The organism is Actinoallomurus soli, from assembly GCF_024055715.1.
GTDB classification, from domain to species: domain Bacteria; phylum Actinomycetota; class Actinomycetes; order Streptosporangiales; family Streptosporangiaceae; genus Actinoallomurus; species Actinoallomurus soli.
The window spans coordinates 266,199-284,609 of record NZ_JAMXMV010000005.1 but is presented as its reverse complement, the minus strand read 5'-3'; the positions used below and the strand labels follow the sequence as shown (position 1 = coordinate 284,609).

General features: G+C 74.8%; 10 protein-coding genes. 7 read left to right on the top strand and 3 right to left on the bottom strand.

The genetic code is table 11. The features are described 5' to 3' along the window. Positions 1 to 17 precede the first annotated feature (17 nt). Positions 18 to 578: a GtrA family protein gene (locus NDW01_RS15565; protein ID WP_252784814.1), complete on the bottom strand. Its 561-nt coding sequence runs from the start codon at positions 576 to 578 to the stop codon at positions 18 to 20. A gap of 222 nt (positions 579 to 800) precedes the next feature. On the opposite strand from NDW01_RS15565, the gene NDW01_RS15560 reads away from it, so the two are divergent. Both NDW01_RS15560 and NDW01_RS43815 read left to right on the top strand, forming a co-directional pair. Then, positions 801 to 2,627, top strand: coding sequence for an RNA ligase family protein (locus NDW01_RS15560; RefSeq protein WP_252821123.1), 1,827 nt, complete (start codon positions 801 to 803; stop codon positions 2,625 to 2,627). Then, positions 2,614 to 5,109, top strand: a complete 2,496-nt coding sequence (locus NDW01_RS43815) for a poly(A) polymerase (RefSeq protein WP_252821121.1) — start codon at positions 2,614 to 2,616, stop codon at positions 5,107 to 5,109. Before NDW01_RS15560 ends, NDW01_RS43815 begins: the two co-directional genes overlap by 14 nt. Before the next feature lie 19 nt (positions 5,110 to 5,128). Here the strand turns inward: NDW01_RS43815 and NDW01_RS15550 are convergent, their stop codons facing one another. After that, positions 5,129 to 7,282, bottom strand: coding sequence for an MMPL family transporter (locus NDW01_RS15550; protein WP_252821119.1), 2,154 nt, complete (start codon positions 7,280 to 7,282; stop codon positions 5,129 to 5,131). A gap of 109 nt (positions 7,283 to 7,391) precedes the next feature. Between NDW01_RS15550 and NDW01_RS15545 the strand changes: the two genes are divergently transcribed. The 5 genes from NDW01_RS15545 to NDW01_RS15525 all read left to right on the top strand — a co-directional run bounded on the left by NDW01_RS15545 (position 7,392) and on the right by NDW01_RS15525 (position 15,502). Beyond that, positions 7,392 to 8,093 carry a response regulator transcription factor gene (locus NDW01_RS15545; protein WP_252821117.1) on the top strand — a complete coding sequence of 234 codons (702 nt, stop codon included), beginning with the start codon at positions 7,392 to 7,394 and terminating at the stop codon, positions 8,091 to 8,093. After that, on the top strand, positions 8,093 to 9,529 hold the full coding sequence (locus NDW01_RS15540; RefSeq protein WP_252821115.1) for a sensor histidine kinase: 1,437 nt from the start codon (positions 8,093 to 8,095) through the stop codon (positions 9,527 to 9,529). Before NDW01_RS15545 ends, NDW01_RS15540 begins: the two co-directional genes overlap by 1 nt. A gap of 119 nt (positions 9,530 to 9,648) precedes the next feature. After that, complete coding sequence (locus tag NDW01_RS15535) at positions 9,649 to 10,311, top strand: hypothetical protein (RefSeq protein WP_252821113.1); 663 nt, start codon at positions 9,649 to 9,651, stop codon at positions 10,309 to 10,311. Next, positions 10,308 to 12,095: a DNA polymerase Y family protein gene (locus NDW01_RS15530; protein ID WP_252821111.1), complete on the top strand. Its 1,788-nt coding sequence runs from the start codon at positions 10,308 to 10,310 to the stop codon at positions 12,093 to 12,095. The genes NDW01_RS15535 and NDW01_RS15530 overlap by 4 nt, the downstream gene beginning before the upstream one ends. Positions 12,096 to 12,181: 86 nt before the next feature. Next, a complete protein-coding gene (locus NDW01_RS15525; RefSeq protein ID WP_252821110.1) occupies positions 12,182 to 15,502 on the top strand; it encodes an error-prone DNA polymerase in 3,321 nt (1,106 codons plus the stop codon). Positions 15,503 to 15,542: 40 nt separating this feature from the next. On the opposite strand, the gene NDW01_RS15520 is transcribed toward NDW01_RS15525, so the two are convergent. Then, positions 15,543 to 18,377 (bottom strand): type 1 periplasmic-binding domain-containing protein, encoded by a 2,835-nt coding sequence (locus NDW01_RS15520; protein ID WP_252821109.1) that lies wholly within the window; start codon positions 18,375 to 18,377, stop codon positions 15,543 to 15,545. Positions 18,378 to 18,411 lie beyond the last annotated feature (34 nt).

The following is an 18,411-nucleotide window of genomic DNA, read 5'->3' as shown; positions in this document are numbered from 1 at the left end:
GGACGGCGAACCGGGCCTCAGGCGACGAGCTCGGACTCCTCGTCGGCGGGGGCGGCGACCGGTGCCACGCTCGCCGTCGAGGCGAGACCCGCCGTCTTCTCGTGCGGGAAGACCCACTTCTTCATGGCCCACCAGCGGAAGGCCATCCCGAGCAGAGTGCCGATGATCATGCCGCTGAGGAAGTCGGAGACCTCCTGCGCGACATGGCTGACGTTCGGGTACTGCAGGTCGAACGCGTAGCGCGCCAGGTAGAGCGGGATGTCGTTGACGACGACGCCCAGGGCGCTCACGACGAAGAACAGCACCGCCTCGACGTGACGCCTGCGGCCGCCCCGGGCCCGGAACGACCAGCCGCTGTTCAGCAGGTACGACGCGATCGTCGCGACGATGATCGCGATCGTGAGCGCCGTGACCGGCTTCGTCCGCATGACCGTGAACTTGAGCCCGTAGTTGACCCCGGCGGTCAGCAGGAAGCAGACACCGCCGGTGAAGGCGAACTTCACCAGCTCACGGTGCTTGACCAGCAGCGGGCGCAGTGGCGCGGGGACGCGGGAGAGCGTGATCCGGGTAAGCGACACCCGGGCAGTCTACGGGCCGTGGGTCATTGCGGGGGCCCGACCCAGACATGTCCGACCGGTCGTGTCGTATCCCCCACCCACCCCGCGTACCTCACCGGCCCTCCCGCCGGGCCCGGCCGACGAACGCGCGGAGCGGCCGGTAATTCGATGGATTCGCCGACCCGGTGCGCTCTAGGGTCGTCGCGGTTTCGAAGTCGTTCAGGTCGCCGGCAGGAGTGGATCATGCGAGTGCACTACCCCCGCACTCCCCACCTGCCCTGGTCTCCGGGAGCCACGCCGGACGACGTGCGCGCGGGCGACCTGGCCGGGTTCGCCGGCCGGGAGGTCGTCGTCACCGAGAAGCTCGACGGGGAGAACACCACGCTGTACCCGGACGGGTTGCACGCCCGCTCGCTGGACAGCGCGCACCACCCGTCCCGCGCCTGGGTCAAGGCGCTGCACGGCAGGATCGCGCGCCGGATCCCCGCGGGCATGCGCGTCTGCGGGGAGAATCTCTACGCCCGGCACTCGATCGCCTACCGCGACCTGGACAGCTGGTTCTACCTCTTCTCCGTCTGGGACGGCGACCACTGCCTGGACTGGGACGCTACCGTGCCGTTCGCCCGGCGGCTCGGCGTGCCCGTCCCCGCCGTGCTGTGGCGCGGCGTCTTCGACGAGCGGCGCCTGCGGGCGCTCCGCCTCGACGCGGAGCGGCAGGAGGGCTACGTCGTGCGGACCGCCGACGGCTTCGGCCGGGACGAGTTCGCCCACCGGGTCGCCAAGTGGGTGCGGCCGGGACACGTGCGCACGGACGAGCACTGGATGCTCGGCCCGGTCGTCGAGAACGGCCTGAGCCCCGCCGCCGCGCTCTGGCAGGCCCGGTCCGGGGCGACCCCGGACCCGGCGGCGCTCCTCGACGCGGTGGGCATGACGCCCGGCGACCTGCCCGACATCGGAGGAGGCCGGGGCGACGAGGCGGCCCTCGAACGTGCCGAGGCGGTCGTCGCCGAGGTCTCCGCCCGTCTCGACCTGCTCGGGCGCTCCGGCGACGAACGCCTCGCGGGTCTGCTGGCCGGCCTCTTCCACGACGCCGACCGGGCCCGGCTGATGCCGCGGCTCGTGACGTCCCTCGGCGTGTCGGCGGCCCGGCGGGTCGCGGACCTCGTCGGCTCGTACCCCCGGCTGTACCGTCCCTTCCCGGACGAGGCGCGGCGCGCCGGCCTGACCCGGCTGGCGGGCACGGCCGACGTCGGCGTGCTGCACGCGGTCGCCGCCGCGGCGCTGACCGGGCGCGACGACGCCGAGGCCGCCGAGGCCCGTGAGCAGGCCGGATGGTCCGAGTTGCACGCCGACGAGGCGGGACTCCTCGCCGAGTCGCCGCTGGAACCGCTGCGGGCCGGCCTGCGGCGGGCTCTCGCCGGCGGCCCGGGGGCGGTCACCGACCGGGACGTTCTGGACCGCTGCTGGGCGGAGGCGCGGGAGGCGTACGCGGCGGGCCGGATCGCCACGCCGGAGGAGGCCGTGGCGCTCACCTGGCGGTGGCGGACCGGGGCCTTCCCCCGTCTCGTCGTCATGACCGGACCGGCGGGCAGCGGGAAGAGCACCCTCGCCCGCGGCCTGGCCGGGGTGGACGCCGTCGTCTCCCTCGACGACCTGCGCGAGGCCCGCGGCTCGCGCGCCGACCAGCGGGCCAACCCGGAGATCCTCCGGGACGGCCTGCGCCGGCTCGGCGCGCTCCTGGCGGACGGCGCGACCGTCGTCTGGGACGCCACCGCGCTGAACCGGCACCAGCGTTCTCTGGTGCACGCCGTGGCCGAGCGGTACGACGCGCTGACGACGCACGCGGTCATGCTCGTCCCCGGCGACCTGCTGGCCCGGCGCAACGCGGACCGCGCGCATCCGGTCCCCCCGGACGTGCTCGCCGCCCAGCTCCGCCGCTTCTCCCCGCCCTATCCGGGTGAGGCCCACCGCACCTGGTACGCCGGCCCGGACGGACGGGTGGAGGACGTGGCCGGGGCCATCGACGACGCGATCCCGGCGGACACGAGGAGCGGCCGTGCGGACCAGTGAGGAGATCTACCACCGGATCCGCTGGGATCCGCGGTTCGACCCCGCGCGGTTCCTGGTGGGGATCAACGTCCGCGGAGCGCCGCCCAAGCGGGTTCCCCTGCCCGCGTTCGTTCCCGGCGGAGACATCCCCTGGCACCGCGTCCTGTTCGTCGAGGCCGACGGCGAGGTCGTCTGGGACCGCCGGGCGGGCGTGGACCGCGTCGACTCGTCCCCGGCCGGGCGGGCACGGGAGGCGCGCCGGCTCCGGGCGCCGTTCTTCGCCGCCAGGACACCGGTGGCGTGGGATCCCGCCGCGGGCTGGCGCTCCGCCGAGGCGGACGCCTCCGGCCGCGACCGGGGATCGACGGCGCGTCCGGCGCCGGACGCGAACGGCCCGACGGCCGCCACCGCCCCCATCGCCACCGCCCCCATCGCCACCGCCGCCATCGTCGCCGGTCACACGGCCGCCGGTGGCCCCGCTGCCGCCGCGGGTACCGCGCCGGGCCGCCTCCGGGTGCTGACGTGGAACACCCTGTGGGACCGCTACGACGCCGACCGCATCGACACCGCCCGCCGCAGGCCGCTGCTGCTGGCGGCCCTCGAACGCGCGGACGCGGACGTCATCGCGCTGCAGGAGGTCGAGGCCGGGCTGCTCGACCTGCTGCTGCGGGCCCCGTGGGTGCGGGCCGGCTACACGCTGGGCACCGACCCGGCCGGGCCCGACGTCGACGAGACCGGGCTGCTCCTGCTCAGCCGCCTGCCCGTACGCGAGGCGGGCCTGCACGTCCTCGGCCCGCACAAGGGCGTCGCGGCCGTCACCGTGGAGTCCGCCGCCGGTACGGTCGTCGTCGCGGCGACCCATCTGACCAGCGACCACACCGAGAACGGCGCCGTCCGGCGCGCGGCCGAGCTCACGCGGCTCGCCGAGATGCCGGCGCACGTGGACGGCGAGGTCGTCCTCCTCGGCGACTTCAACGACGGCGACGACGGCCTGGCCGGTCTACTCGGGGTACGGGACGCCTGGAGCGAGGTCCACGGCCCCGGCGACCGGACCGTGACGTTCGATCCGGCGGCCAATCCGCTGGCCGCCGTGTCCTCGCTGTCCGGCCGCGCGTCCCGGCTCGACCGGGTGTTCCTGGGCGGCTCCGTCCTGCACGCCACCGCCGCGCGTCTCACCGGAGACTCTCCCATGACGCCGGGCGGCCTGTTCGCCTCCGACCACTACGGCGTGGTCGTCGACGTCTCCGCCGGCGCGGGGCCCGAGCCGGCGGCGCCGCTCGTCGTCCCCGCGGCGGACGACGCGCCGGCGCGGACGGTGGCCGAGCAGCTCCGCGCCTGCCTGGCGGAGGGCCTCGTCGAGGTCGCCGGATCCCGGCGCATGGAATGCGCGCCGGCCGGCGCGGACCTGGACCTGGTCGCGGTGCTGCCGGGAACCCCCGATCCCGCGGACGTCCGGAGGCGGGTCACGGCGGCGCTGCCGGAGGCGGCCGGCGTACGCCACGTGACCGGCGCGCGGGTGCCCGGCCTCCGGTTCCGGAACGCCGGGCTCGCCGTCGACCTCATGGTGGTCGCCGCGGGCGACGTCGCGCCGGCCGAGGCGGTGGCACGCCGTACGGAGCTGGGCGAGACGTCCGCGATCGCGCTGAGCGCCGTCAGCGACGCCGACGCCGTCCTGGCCGCGGTCGCCGGGCGCCGTGACCGGTTCTCCGGCCTCGCCCGAATGGTGAAGGCTTGGGCGCGGGCGCGCGGCCTGGACTCGGCCCCGTTCGGCGGCCTGCCCGGCCTGGCCTGGGCGATCCTGGCGGCGCGTACGGTGCGCGAGGCGGAGGATCTGCCGCCCGGCGACCTGCTCCGCCACTTCTTCGGCACCTGGGCCGCCTGGGACTGGCGGCGGCCGGTCGTGCTCCGGCCGGAGCCCCACGCCCGCGACGCCTCCGCAGCGGAGCCCTCCGCCTCCGGCGCTCCCGCAGCGGAATCCTCCGCCTCCGACGTCGCCGGGCCGGATTCGGCCGTGCCGGCGGCCGTACGCGTCATGACGCCGACCGCGCCCGTACGGTCCTGCTCCGACCAGGTCGGGCCCGGCGTGCGTGACCTCCTCACGCGAGAGTTCTACCGCGCGTGGGAGGTCCTGGAGGAGGCCGGGGCCGGCGGCGATCCGCCGGCCGCGCTCCTGTCGCCGCCGCCGATGCACCGGCGGCACGCCGCGTGGGCGGTCGTCACCGTACGGCGGACGCCGGTGGAGGAGTTCGGAGTGACGCTCGGCCGGGCCCGCGGCCGGGTCCGGGCCCTGCTGGCCGGGCTGGAGGACGCCGGGATCGCGGACGCGCACGCCTGGCCCCGTCCGTTCGAGACGGGGCCGGAGGCGACGCGCTTCGCGGTGGGGCTGGGCCGCACCCCGCCGGACGCCGCCCGGCTGGCCGCGATCGCCGGGCCCTGGGCCTCGACTCTGCGCGGCGTCACGGTCGAGTGGGCGCCCTGCGGTGAGGTGCCGCCGCTCCCCTGACCTCGGGCACGGCCGGCGGTCAGGGGTGGCCGGCGGGGACCGGCTCCGGGGCGGCCGTCGGCGGGAGCGGGGCGGGGCGGACCCGCAGCGCCCGGGCGGCCCAGGCGGGCAGCCACCAGTTCCAGCGGCCGAACAGTGACACGAGGGCGGGCACCAGGAGGGCGCGGATGACCGTCGCGTCCAGGAGCACGCCGAGGCCGAGGCCGGTCGCGAACACCTTCAGCTCGGTGATCGGCGCGGACGCCAGCGAGGCGAACGCCAGGAAGAGGATGAGCGCGGCACTCGTGACCAGCCGGCCGGTACGGCCGATGCCCTCGACGACGGCGGTCCGCGTCGACCCGGTCCGGTCGTACTCCTCGCGCATCCGGGCCAGGATGAAGACCTCGTAGTCCATGGACAGCCCGTACAGGAACGCGAACACCATCACGGGGACGAACTCCGTGATCGAGCCGGTCGCGGCGATGCCCCAGATCGGTTTGGACCCGTAACCCTCCTGCCAGACCAGGACCATGGCGCCGAGGATCGCGGCCAGCGACAGCAGGTTCAGCAGCACCGCCTTCAGAGGCAGCAACAGGGACCGGAACGCCCGGGCGAGCAGCACGAACGTCGCCAGCGCGATCAGCGTCAGCATCAGGGGGAACGCCCCGTACACGGCCTTGGCGAAGTCGACGCCGGCGGCCGCGGAGCCGGTGACCCCGGTTCCGGCGGGAACGGCGGCGCGGACGCGCCGGACCGTGTCCTTCCCCGCGGCGGAGCCGCCCTCGGCGACGGGGAGCACCTCGATCAGCGCCGTCCCGTCGCGCCGCCAGGAGGGCGTGTCCGGGGCGACCGCGGCGGCGACGCCGGGCAGCCGGGACAGGCGCGCGGCCGTCGCCACGGGATCGCCGCCCCGGGGGACGAGGACGTCGATCGGGGTGAGGACGCCGGTCGGCACGCCCGAGTGGACCAGGGCGGCCCGCCCCTCGTACGCGGGCCCCGACGAGGCGAGCGCGTCGCTCTCCGGGTCGCCCAGGTGCAGGCCCAGGGCCGCGATCGCGAGGGCGACGAGGACCGCGCTCGATACGGCGACCGCCGCCCACCGGAACCGTACGACGCCCCGCGCCCAGGCGGACCAGCCGCGCCCGGCGCCGCCGCCCCGGCGCAGCCGGGGCCGGTCGATCCGCGCGCCGAACCTCGCCAGCAGCACCGGCAGCAGAGTGAGGACGGCGACGACGCTGACGGTCGGGATGATGATGCCGCCGTAGCCGACGCTGCGCAGGAACGGCACGGGGAGGACGACCATCGCGACCAGGCCGATGGCGACCGCCCCTCCGCTGAAGACGATCGCGCGCCCGGCAGTGGCCATCGCACGGCGTACCGCGTCGTCGCCCCGGTGCCCGGCGGCCTGTTCCTCACGCCACCGGGTGACCAGCAGCAGGGAGTAGTCGATGGCCACGCCGAGGCCGATCAGCGCGACGATGAACTGGACGATCACGCTGACGTCGGTGAACGTCGTGAGCCCGTAAACGACGAGGAACGAGGTGAGGATCGAGCAGACCGCGATCAGCAGCGGGACGAGGGCGAGCAGGGAACCGAAGACGAACGCCAGCACGGCCAGCGCGCCGAGCCCGCCGATCAGTGTCTCGGACAGGACGTTCGGGCCCCGGCCGGATCCGCCGCCGCCGGACTCCAGCGGTTGCATCCCCGTGACCCGCAGCGTCGCGCCGGGCGGGAGCGTCGCGCGCATCGCCGTCGTGACGCGTCCGGTCAGGTCCGGGGCGCGCATCCCGCCGGCCTGCCCGGCCGCCGGCCCGTAGACGAGGCCGAAGGTCGTACGGGCGTCGCGGCCGACGAGACGGCGGTCGCCGGTGTCGGCGTAGGAGACGGCGCGTCCGTGCACGGCCGTGGCGGCCGCCGCGTAGGCCCGGCCGATCCCGGCGCGGACGCCGGGCGAGTCGACGGTGCTCCCCGCGGGCAGGGTGATCACCGGGACCAGCGGGTCGCGCCCGCCGGTGCCGTACGTCCTCGCGATGGCCGCGTTCGCCTCGTACGAGGGCTGCCCGGGGACCGCGTTGCGCGCGGTGAGCCGCCCGCCGATCTGCGACGTCGCGAGCACGCCCGCGACCGTGAGGGCGAGCCAGGCGAGCGTCACGGCGAGCTTGTGCCGCAGCACGAATCGGGAGAATCCTTCCATGCGGGCCAGCACAGCAGCCCGCGCTTCCGGCGCCGTGTGGGTGTTCTGGGAGTTCCCTGTCACAGGGTTCTCACAGCGTTCTCACAGAACGGCGCGGGACACTGGGCCCGTGACCGACCGCCCCATCCGCGTCCTCGTCGTCGACGACGAGCCCTACCTCGCCGACCTGGTCGCGACCGCGCTGCGCTACGAGGGCTTCGAGCCCGCCGTGGCCGGCACGGGCGCCGAGGCGCTCGCGCAGGTCACGGCGTTCCGGCCGGACCTCATCGTGCTGGACGTGATGCTGCCGGACGGGTCCGGGATCGACACCTGCCGGAGGCTGCGCCGCGAGGGGTGTGAGGCGCCCGTCGTCTTCCTGACCGCCCGCGACGCCACGGAGGACAAGATCGCCGGACTGACCGTCGGCGGCGACGACTACGTCACCAAGCCGTTCAGCCTGGAGGAGCTCATCGCGCGGATCCGCGCCGTGCTGCGCCGGACGAGCCGCCCCGGCGGGTCCGAGGCCGCACGGCTCGGCTTCGCCGACCTGGAGATCGACGAGGACGCCTATGAGGTGTCGCGGGGCGGTGCTCCGCTGGAGCTCACGCCGACCGAGTTCAAGCTGCTGCGGTACCTCGTCATCAACGCCGGGCGGGTGCTGTCCAAGCGGCAGATCCTCGATCACGTCTGGGACTACGACTTCGGCGGCAACGACGGCGTCGTCCAGACCTACATCAGCTACCTGCGCCGCAAGGTCGACGTCGTCGACCCGCCGCTGATCCACACGGTGCCCCGCGTCGGGTACGTCCTGCGCCTTCCCCGGTCGTCGTGATGTCCCTGCGCGGACGCCTCGTCCTCACCCTGCTCGGCCTGCTCGCGGCGGGCCTGGCCGTCGCGGCGCTGGGCAGTTTCGCGACGCTGCGGCACGACATCGTCCGCCGGACCGACCGGCAGCTGACCGCGGTGGGCAGGGCGATGGAGACGGCGATCGGTGACCGCGCCGCGTCCGGCGGCGCCCTCCCGGTCGGCGCGCACGGCGCGTCGCTGGCCCAGGCGCTGGCGGAGAGCGGCGCCATCCCGTCCCTCATGCAGGTCCGCGCGGCGGACGGCCGGATCGTCCAGACGTTCGCCGCGCACGGCGCGCCGCCGCTGCCGCCCCACCCCGCCCCCTCGGCCGTCACGGCGCGGAACCCCGACGGCGCGCGGATCTTCAAAGTCGGTGATATCCACCCCTGGCGGATCCGTGTCTCCCGGCTGCCGAACGGGTGGATCCTGCTGATCGGCGATCCGACGCGGGACTCCGACAGCGCCATCCATCACCTGGCACGGGTCGAGGTGGCCGTCTCGATCGTCGCGCTGGCCGCCGTCGGGCTCCTCGCGCGCCGGTCGATCCGCCGCGGCCTGCGCCCGCTGGAGGAGATCAGCGGGACGGCGCGCGCGATCGGCGCCGGCGACCTGTCCCGCCGTGTCGAGCCCGCCGAACCCCGCACCGAGGTCGGCCGCCTCGGCCAGGCGCTGAACGACATGCTCGGCCAGATCGAGACGGCCTTCCGCGAACGCGAGGCGTCCGAGGAGCGGCTCCGGCGGTTCGTCGCCGACGCCTCGCACGAGCTGCGCACGCCGGTCGCCACCGTCCGGGGGTACGCCGAGCTGTTCCGGCGGGGTGCGGCCGACCGCCCGGACGACCTGGCCAAGACGATGGCCCGGATCGAGGCGGAGGCCGAACGGATGGGGGTGCTCGTCGACGAACTGCTCCTCCTGGCCCGGCTCGACCAGGGGCGCCCGCTCGACCGCGAACCGGTGGACCTGGCCCGGATCGCGGCCGAGGCCGTGGCCGGCGGTCGCGCCGTCGAGCCGGACCGACCCATCGGCCTGGAGGCGGCGGAGGGCGCCGTGGTGCTCGGCGACGCGATGCGCCTGCGCCAGGTCCTGGACAACCTGCTCGCCAACGTACGGCGGCACACGCCCGCGGGCGCCCCCGCCACCGTGCGGATCGGCGCCGCCGACGGCGAGGTGGAGATCGCCGTGTCCGATCACGGCCCCGGGCTAACCGAGGGCCAGTGCGCGCTGGTCTTCGAACGCTTCTACCGGACCGACTCCTCCCGCTCCCGCGAACACGGCGGCGCCGGGCTGGGCCTGTCCATCGTCGCCGCCGTCGCCGAGGCCCACGACGGCACCGTCGCCGTCACCTCCGTGCCGGGCGAGGGCACCACCTTCGTCGTCCGCCTCCCCCGGGCCCCGGCCGCCGAAGCCCGGTCTCACTCCTGACACATCCATCGTGACCATGAGGTCTCCGGAACCGGAACGTTCCGCCTCACGGATACCGACCGACGTTGCGCGTGGCGATCGACTTGATTTCAGTCGAATGGATGTTCGATGATGGTCGAGTGAGTGAGCTATCGCCGCAGGTCACAGAGGGCTTCTCGCCTCTGGCGGGCATGGACCTCGTCCCTGTCCTGCCTGCGCTGCGCGCGGTGATCCCCGGAGGCGGGCTGCGTCCCGGCACGGTCACCGGCGTGGACGGCTCGACCGCGCTGGCCCTCGCGCTGGCGGCCGGGCTCGGGGACCGCTGGTGCGCGGTCGTCGGCCTTCCGGAGGCATACGTCCCGGCCGCCGCGGCGTTCGGCGGCGCGGACGGCGGCCTCGATCCGATGCGGGTCCTGCTCGTCGACGCCCCGGGCCGTCGGTGGGCCGACGTGGTCGCGGCACTGACCGACGGGTGCGCGATGGTGATCGTACGGCCGCCGGAGGAGCCTCCCGCGCCCGTCGCCCGGCGGCTGACCACGCTGGCGCGCCGGAACGGCTGCGCGCTGGTCACGACCGGACCGTGGGCGGGCGCGGCCCTGCGGCTGCGCGTTGAGGCGAACCACTGGGCCGGCGTCGGGGACGGCACCGGTCACCTGCGCGGCCGCCGTGCGCTCGTGACGGTCTCCGGGCGCGGCGCGGCGGGTCCCGGCCGCCGGGTCTGGCTGTGGCTGCCGGGCCCGGACGGCACCGTGACCGTCGCCGAGCACGAGGGTCCGGCGCGTCTGGAGGCCTTGGCGGGATGAGCCGTGCGTCACTCCCCGATGCGCCGGGTCCCGGCGGGCCGGGCGCCGAGGCGCCGGACTCCAGGACCCCTGGCTTCGAGGTGCCGAGCCCGGGGACGCCGGGCGCCGAGGTGCCGGGCCCTGGGACGCCCGGTTCGCAGGACTCCGGTGGGCCGGGCACCGGCGGTGGGGCGGGGACCGTGCCGCGCGTGCTCGTCGTGTGGTGCCCGGACTGGCCGGTCACCGCGGTCGGCCTGGACGCGAGCGTCCCCGCGGCGGTGGTCGCCTCGGGCCGGGTCGAGGCGTGCTCGGCGGCGGCGCGCGCTACCGGAGTACGCCGGGGGCAGCGGCTCCGCGACGCGCAGCGGCACTGCCCCGGCCTGGTGGTCCGCGACCGCGACCCCGACGCCGAGGGCCGGCTCTTCGAGACGGTCGCCGCCGCCGTCTCGACGATCACCCCGTGGGTCGAGGTCGTACGCCCCGGCGTCTGCGCGATCCCGGTGCGCGGCGCCGCCCGCTACCACGGCGGCGCGGACCGGGAGACGGCGGAGGAGTCGCTGCGGATCCATGTCCAGGACACCGTGGTCGAGCGCGGCTTCGACTGCGGCGTGGGGATCGCGGACGGCCTGTTCGCCGCCGAGCTGGCCGCGCGCACCGCGGACGGCGGCGCGATCGTGCCGCCGGGCGGGGCGGCGGAGTTCCTCGCGCCGTACCCGGTGACCGTCCTGAACCGGCCGGAGCTCGCCGACCTGCTGCCCCGGCTCGGCATCCGCACGCTGGGCGCGTTCGCGGCGCTGCCGGCCCGGCACGTCGCGAGCCGTTTCGGCGCGGACGAGGTGCGCGCGCACCGGCTGGCCCGCGGCCTGGACGTCCGGCCGCCCGCGCCACGGCCGCCGCACGCGGATCTGAGCGTGGCGACGGAGTTCGACCCGCCCGCCACGGCCGCCGAACAGGTCGTCTTCGCCGCCAAGACGCTCGCCGAGCGCCTGCACGAGGCGCTCGCCGCCGAGGCCCTGACCTGCGTGCGGATCGGCGTCGAGGTGACGGACGCCCACGGCCGTACGCAGTCCCGGCTGTGGCGGTACGACGGGGGGGTGGTGGGGCGTGGCCACGGGGGTGAAACGGGGGTGGCGGGGCGTAGCAACGGGGGTGAAGGGGGCGCGCTGTCCGCCCTCGCCGTCGCCGAGCGGGTCCGCTGGCAGCTGTCGTCCTGGGAGGCTCCGCCCGACGATGAGGGGGTCGGCGGCATCGTCCTCCTGCGGCTCCTGCCCGACCAGCTCGTCCCGGACGAGGGACGGCAGGAGGCGCTGTGGGGACAGGTCACGATCTCCGACCGCATCATGCGGGCGGCCGCGCGCGTCCAGGCCATGCTCGGCCACCAGGCGATCACCCGGCCGTACCCCGCGGGCGGCCGCGCGCCCGGCGAGCGCGTCGTCCGGGTCCCCGTCGGCGACCTCCCGCCCGGGCCGGCCGCCTCGGAGGGGCGGTGGCCCGGGCGGATCCCCGACCCGGCGCCGGCGGTCGTCCATCCGGACCCGCTGCCCGTCCGCGTGACCGGCGCCGACGGCGCGCCGGTCACGGTCAGCGCACGCTGCGCGGTCTCCGCCCCGCCCCGCCAGATCGAGATCGACGGGCGCGTCCTGCCGGTGACCGCGTGGGCGGGCCCCTGGCCGGCCCGGGAGCGCTGGTGGGACCCGGCGCGGTTCCGCCGCCGCGCGCGGTTCCAGGTCGTCACCGCCGACGGCGGCGCGCGCCTGCTCGTCGTCGAAGGCGGCCGCTGGTACGTCGAGGCCGACTATGCCTGACCGGTCCGTCTCGAGCCGGGAGACCCTCCCGTCATCCGCGAGTGCCGCCCTGGACCGGCCGGCCGCGCCCCGCTGGGGAGGGCGTCATGGGATTCGATAATCCGCGGATTCCGTGGCGGCAGTTCGAGCGGCGGCTGTCCTGGGGCACGTCCCCGCCCGCGAGCGAGACCACCGAACCGGCGGACCGGCCCACCCCGCGCGGGCGGCCCGCACCGGCGACCCGCCCCGCCCCGCCCGTACGGCTGCCGTCGCTCCGGGGCGGCTGGGCGGAGCTGCACTGCCATTCGTCGTACAGCTTCCTCGACGGCGCGTCCAGCCCGGAGGAGCTGGTCGAGGAGGCGGTCCGGCTCGGCGTCGAGGCGCTGGCGATCACCGACCACGACGGCATGTACGGGGCCGTGCGCCTCAAGGAGGCCGCCAGGGGGACCGGCGTGGGCACGATCTTCGGGGCGGAGCTGAGCCTGGACCTGCCCGCCGCCGCGGCGGGCGAGCCCGATCCGGGCGGGCGGCACCTGCTGGTGCTGGCCCGCGACGTCGAGGGGTACGGGCGACTGAGCGCCGCGATCAGCCGCGCGCAGCTGGCCGGGGGTGGGAAAGGCCGCCCGGTCTACGACCTGGCGGACCTGGCGGCGGCGCACGGCGGGCACTGGGTGGTCCTCACCGGCTGCCGCAAGGGCGCGGTGCACGCGGGCGCGGACCCCGAGGCGGAGCTGCGGGCGCTGGTGGAGATGTTCGGGCGGGAGAACGTCTTCGCCGAGCTGATCGACCACGACCAGCCCCTCGACGACGCGCGCAACGACGCCCTGGACGACCTCGCCCGGCGTGTCGGCGTCGGCGTCGTGGCCTCGAACAACGTGCACTACGCCGCGCCGAGGGACGCTCCGCTCGCCGAGGCGCTCGCCGCCGTACGGGCCCGGCGCGGCCTGGACGACATGGACTCCTGGCTGCCCGCGACCGGCACCGCGCACCTGCGGTCGGCGGCGGAGATGGCGGCGCGGCTGGCCCGCTTCCCCGGCGTGCTGGAGCGGACGGTCGAGCTGGGCCGCTCCTGCGTGTTCGACCTGGACCTGGTCGCGCCGAACCTGCCGGACTGGCTCGTGCCTCCCGGGCACACCGAGGCGACCTGGCTGCGGCACCTCGTCGAGGAGGGGGCCCGGGAGCGGTACGGGACACGGCGGCGGGCGCCACGGGCGTACCGGCAGATCGCGTGGGAACTGGGCGTCATCGAGCAGCTCGGCTTCCCCGGCTACTTCCTGATCGTGCACGAGATCGTGGAGTTCTGCCGGGACAACGACATCCTGTGCCAGGGCCGGGGCTCGGCGGTGAACTCCGCGGTCTGTTACGCGCTGGGCATCACCGGCGTCGACCCCGTACGGCACAACCTGCTGTTCGAGCGGTTCCTGTCGCCCGGCCGCGACGGGCCTCCCGACATCGACCTGGACATCGAGAACCGCCGGCGCGAGGAGGTCATCCAGCACGTCTACGACAAGTACGGGCGGGACCGGGCCGCCCAGGTTGCCAACGTGATCACGTACCGGCCGCGGATGGCGGTCCGCGACGCCGCCCGCGCGCTCGGCTTCTCCCCCGGCCAGCAGGACGCCTGGTCCCGGCAGTTCTCCGCGCTTTCCACCCCCATGGCTGCGCCCCACCACCCCCAGGTGGACTCCCGGCCGCCGGAGGGCATCCCGGAGGCGGTGACCGCGCTGGCGGGCCGGATGCAGCGGCTCCCCCGGCACCTGGGCATCCACTCGGGCGGCATGGTGATCTGCGACCGGCCGATCGGCGAGGTGTGCCCGGTCGAGTGGGCGCGGATGCCGGGCCGGAGCGTGCTGCAGTGGGACAAGGAGGACTGCGCCGCCGTCGGGCTGGTCAAGTTCGACCTGCTCGGGCTGGGCATGCTGGCGGCGCTGCACGACACGTTCGACCTGGTGGGCGAGTTCCACGGGCGGCGCTACGACCTGCACACGATCCCGCCGGACGACCTGGACGTGTACGCGATGCTGTGCGACGCCGACACGGTCGGGGTGTTCCAGGTCGAGTCCCGCGCGCAGATGGCGACGCTGCCCCGGCTCAAGCCCCGGACGTTCTACGACCTGGTGGTGGAGGTCGCGCTGATCCGGCCCGGCCCGATCCAGGGCGGTTCGGTCCACCCGTACCTGCGCCGCCGGAACGGGCACGAACCCCCGGACATCCCGCATCCGCTGATGAAGAACGCGCTGGAGCGGACGATGGGCGTGCCGCTGTTCCAGGAGCAGATGATGCAACTGGCCGTGGACTGCGCGGGGTTCACCCCGGCGGAGTCCGACGCGCTGCGGCAGGCGATGAGCGCCAAGCGGGCGCCGGAGCGTGTCGAACGGCTCCGCGACCGGCTGCTGAGCGGTATGGCCGAGCGCGGCATCCCCGCCGGGATCGCCGAGGAGGTGTACGACAAGATCCTCGGCTTCGCCAGCTTCGGGTTCCCCGAGTCGCACGCGCAGAGCTTCGCGCACATCGTGTACGCCAGCGCGTACCTGAAGCGGCACTATCCGGCGGCGTTCACCACCGGGCTGCTGCGCAACCAGCCGATGGGGTTCTACAGCCCGCACACGCTGCTCGGCGACGCCCGCCGGCACGGCGTACGCGTCCTCGGCGTCGACGTCAACGCCAGTTCCGACCAGGCGACGCTGGAGGCGCCGTACACGCCCGCCGGGGACCTCCCGCACGCGCCCGGGGAGCCGCAGCCGGCGATCCGCCTGGGCCTGTCGTCCGTGCGGAACCTCGGTGAGGACGCCGCGAGGCGGATCGCCGCGGGCCGGCCGTACGCCGACCTGGAGGACCTGGTGCGCCGGGCCGCGCCGCCGACGGCGGCGCTGGAGGCCCTCGCGACGGCGGGCGCGTTCGGCTGCTTCGGCCTCGGCCGCCGCGAGGCGCTGTGGGCGGCGGGCGCGCTGGCCCACACCCGCCCCGGCCATCTGCCCGGCACCGCGCCGGGCACCGCCGCGCCCGAACTGCCGCCGATGACCATGGTCGAGCAGACCATCGCCGACCTGTGGGCCACCGGAACGGCCGAGCACCACCCGATGGCGCACGTCCGGGCCGCCCTCGACGAGCGCGGGGCCGTCCCCCTGGCAGCGATCAAGGACGTGCCGGGCGGCACGAACATCCTGGTCGCGGGCGTCGTCACGCACCGGCAGCGCCCAGGGACCGCCAACGGCGTGATCTTCTTCAACCTCGAGGACGAGACCGGCATGCTCAACGTCCTGTGCCGCCCGCAGATCTGGGAGCGCCACCGCACCGTCGCGTTCCAGGCGCAGGCGCTGCTCATCCACGGCCGGCTCGAACGCCAGGACGGCGCCGTGAACCTCGTCGCCACCCGGCTGCAACGGCTGCCCGTCGTCACGTTGACCCGCAGCCGCGACTTTCGCTGATCGCGCCGGCGACCGCCTTTACATTGTAGATCAATAATCGTCACGGGCAGAGCGGCAGATCGGCTACCTTGCCGCCGCCGTTCATCCGGCCGCAGAGCGGCTGGTACCCCGGTACGCCCCCACCGCCGACGGTGACCCGGACCAGGGTCAGTCCCCGGTTCCCCGGACCGTTCGCATCGTGATCGTCCTTGGTGAAGTCGACCGCACCGGTCGCCGCGTTGTCCCACCGCCGGGACTCCAGCTCCAGCAGCACGCTGCCCGAGGTGATCGTCCGGCTGCCCGGGACCAGCGATCCACTCTTCGCCGGAATGGCGAGGGCGGTGAACGCCTGCTGAGCCGCCTGCGCCAGCACGGACGTCGCGTCATAGGTCAGCGCCATCTGGCCGTCCGCGAGCAGTGCCTGATTCGCCGGGCTCACGCCGAGGTTGTTGCGGGCCAGCGTGAAGAAAGGCGTGAACCGGTCCCTCCCACCGGCGGTGAGATTGCTCGGATAGGTCGCGCTCGTGAAGTAGACGCTGATCCCCGGCGGAAGGATGACGTCATGGGGTCCGTTGCCGAACCGCGCCCGCGCGACCTCGTCGCCGCCCAGCAGCGCCAGCGGCCGTTTCGCGCACCCACCGTCCCCCAGGTTGTTGATCAGGTTGTACAGGTCCTCCGCGCGGCCGGCGAAATAGACCAGGTCGAAAGGATCACCGGCGGCCGCGGCGCAGGCGGTCCTGATCTGGCCGCCGATGTCGTCCGCGCCGCTGTAACGGACGGTCGACACGCGCGCCGAACGCAACTGCCGCTCGACGTCGGCGGCCAGTTCGGCGCTGTACTGGTCCTTCGTCGCGCCGGGCTCCCGGGAGACGATCATCGCGTGGCGCGGAAGGCGTCCGCCGAGCGCCTTCCGCGCCGCGTAGGCGGCGAGGGCCGCCTCATCGTGGTCGGTCGAGGCGAGCCCGTAGTAGTGGGACAGGCGCGGGAGCAGATCCGAGGAGTTGACGGTGCCGAGCACCGCGAGCCCGGCGTCGTTCAGGCGCGTTATCGCGGCCTGTGAGGCGTCGGTGTTGCGCTCCATCCCGACGACCCCGACCACCGTCGGGTCCCGCCGTGCCAGCGCGAGGATGACGTCGCTCGCCTGCCGGGAGAAGTTCATGTTCTCACCGACGTTGACGGGCAGCAGCCGGATCTTCAGCCGGTTCCCGACCGCGCCGGGCTGGCCGGTCCGGTTGTTGCCGATCTGGGCGAGGTACGCGCCGGCCAGTGCCCGGATGCCGCTCACCACGCTCTGGTCGTGGCCCTCGGCCGCGGTGAGGATCCCGGCGTACAGCACGGTCACGTACGGCTGGTGCAACCGCAGGACGGTGCGGTTCTCACGGTCGATCCGGGTCTGCAGGTCCGCGAGGGTGAACCTGCCCTGGGAGAGGGCCAGGTCCGCGCCGTCCCTCGGCGGCAGGCGGTTGCCGTCGACCCCGATGCTCGTGGCCCCGCGTTCGAACCGGACGCCCCCCGTCGCGATGCCGACGCACTCGCGGCTGCCGTCGGCGTCGGTGAGCAGCCGTGCGTCGGTGTTGGCGGAGAAGGGGAACCCGACGTGGCAGTACCTTGCGGCCAGCCGGGTGTGGAGGTACGGCACGCCGACCGCGATGAGGAGCAGGGCGACCACGAGGGATCGCCTGGACCACAGCCACGTCCAGAGCGGCCGGCGCCGCGCCGGCAGCGGGGCGGGCGGGTTACGGCCCGGCCGCCTGGCAGGGATCGGCAGGCGCAGCACCCAGGGCAGCGCCACCTGCTGGCTGGGGGCCTGCGCGATCCCCAGCGACGCCTCCCAGTCGTCGTAGCGGTCGTCGATGGACGCGTCGTTGTGGTGCTGCGGGGGTGCCAGGTCGTCGAGGTCCCGCCGGTGCGCGTGGTCGACGGAGGCGATCACCAGCAGCGGGTGCAGTTCGCTGCGGCGGCTGCGGATGTCGCTCATCGCCGACAGCAGCTCGATGCCGCCGTTGTCCTTCGTGATGCCCTTGAGGAAGACGACCGGCGGCACGGGACGTTTGAATCCTCGAAGATCGGGTGAGAGCCTGCTGTGCGCCGCCCGCAGGTCCTCCAGGAACGCGAAGCACTTCAGCTGCAGCCGGAACTCGTCGGCGCCGCGCTTGGCGGTCATGCGGCCGAGCACCCGTTTGAGCCGGCCTTCGAAGCCCTCGCCGCCCAGCACGCTGAAGAAGGACGAGGTCGCGAACCACCGATAGCGGCTTCCGAACCCCAGCCGGGTGAGGACGGCCAGCCAGGACCGCGGTCGCAGGAGCAGGCCGAGCAACCCCAGCAGCACCAGCAGCAGGGCCGCGCCGATGAGCAGCACGGGAAGGGTCACCTTGTCCGCTAACCCCTGCGCGAAACCGCCCAGCAGCACGGTCGCGGTGACGCCGGCCGCCGACCACCAGACCGGCGCCCTGCCCGGTCGCAGGGTCGAGGAGAACGACGCGGCGGCGTCATTCCACTCGTCGGCGGGGTTGGTGTCGTTCGCGCCGGCGCGCGCGATGGCCCGCTCGAGTGACTTGACCAGGTCGGAACGGGGGAACTTGAGCCGCCCGAAGTCGGGGCGGACGGATCGCCAGGCTCCGGCTTCGGACATCGTGTCGAGCAGGCGAAGGTCGGCGTCCTCCCCGTCCGTCTCGAGCACCGGACTGATGTGGGGCACTCGTGCGTCGACGGCCGCCTGTTCCAGCGCGTCGACGTAGGCGCCGACGTCGGCCTGCGGATCCGCGGACTCCAGGGCGACCACGGGGAACGGCCGACCGGTGAGACGCCAGGGATTCAACCTCGTCAGCGAGTCGAACAGGGCGAGGAGCCGGCGCCCCTCCTCCGTGTTGAGCACATACCCTTCCGTGGCGTCCATGCCCATACAGCCAGCCTTCCGACGAAGCCAGGTG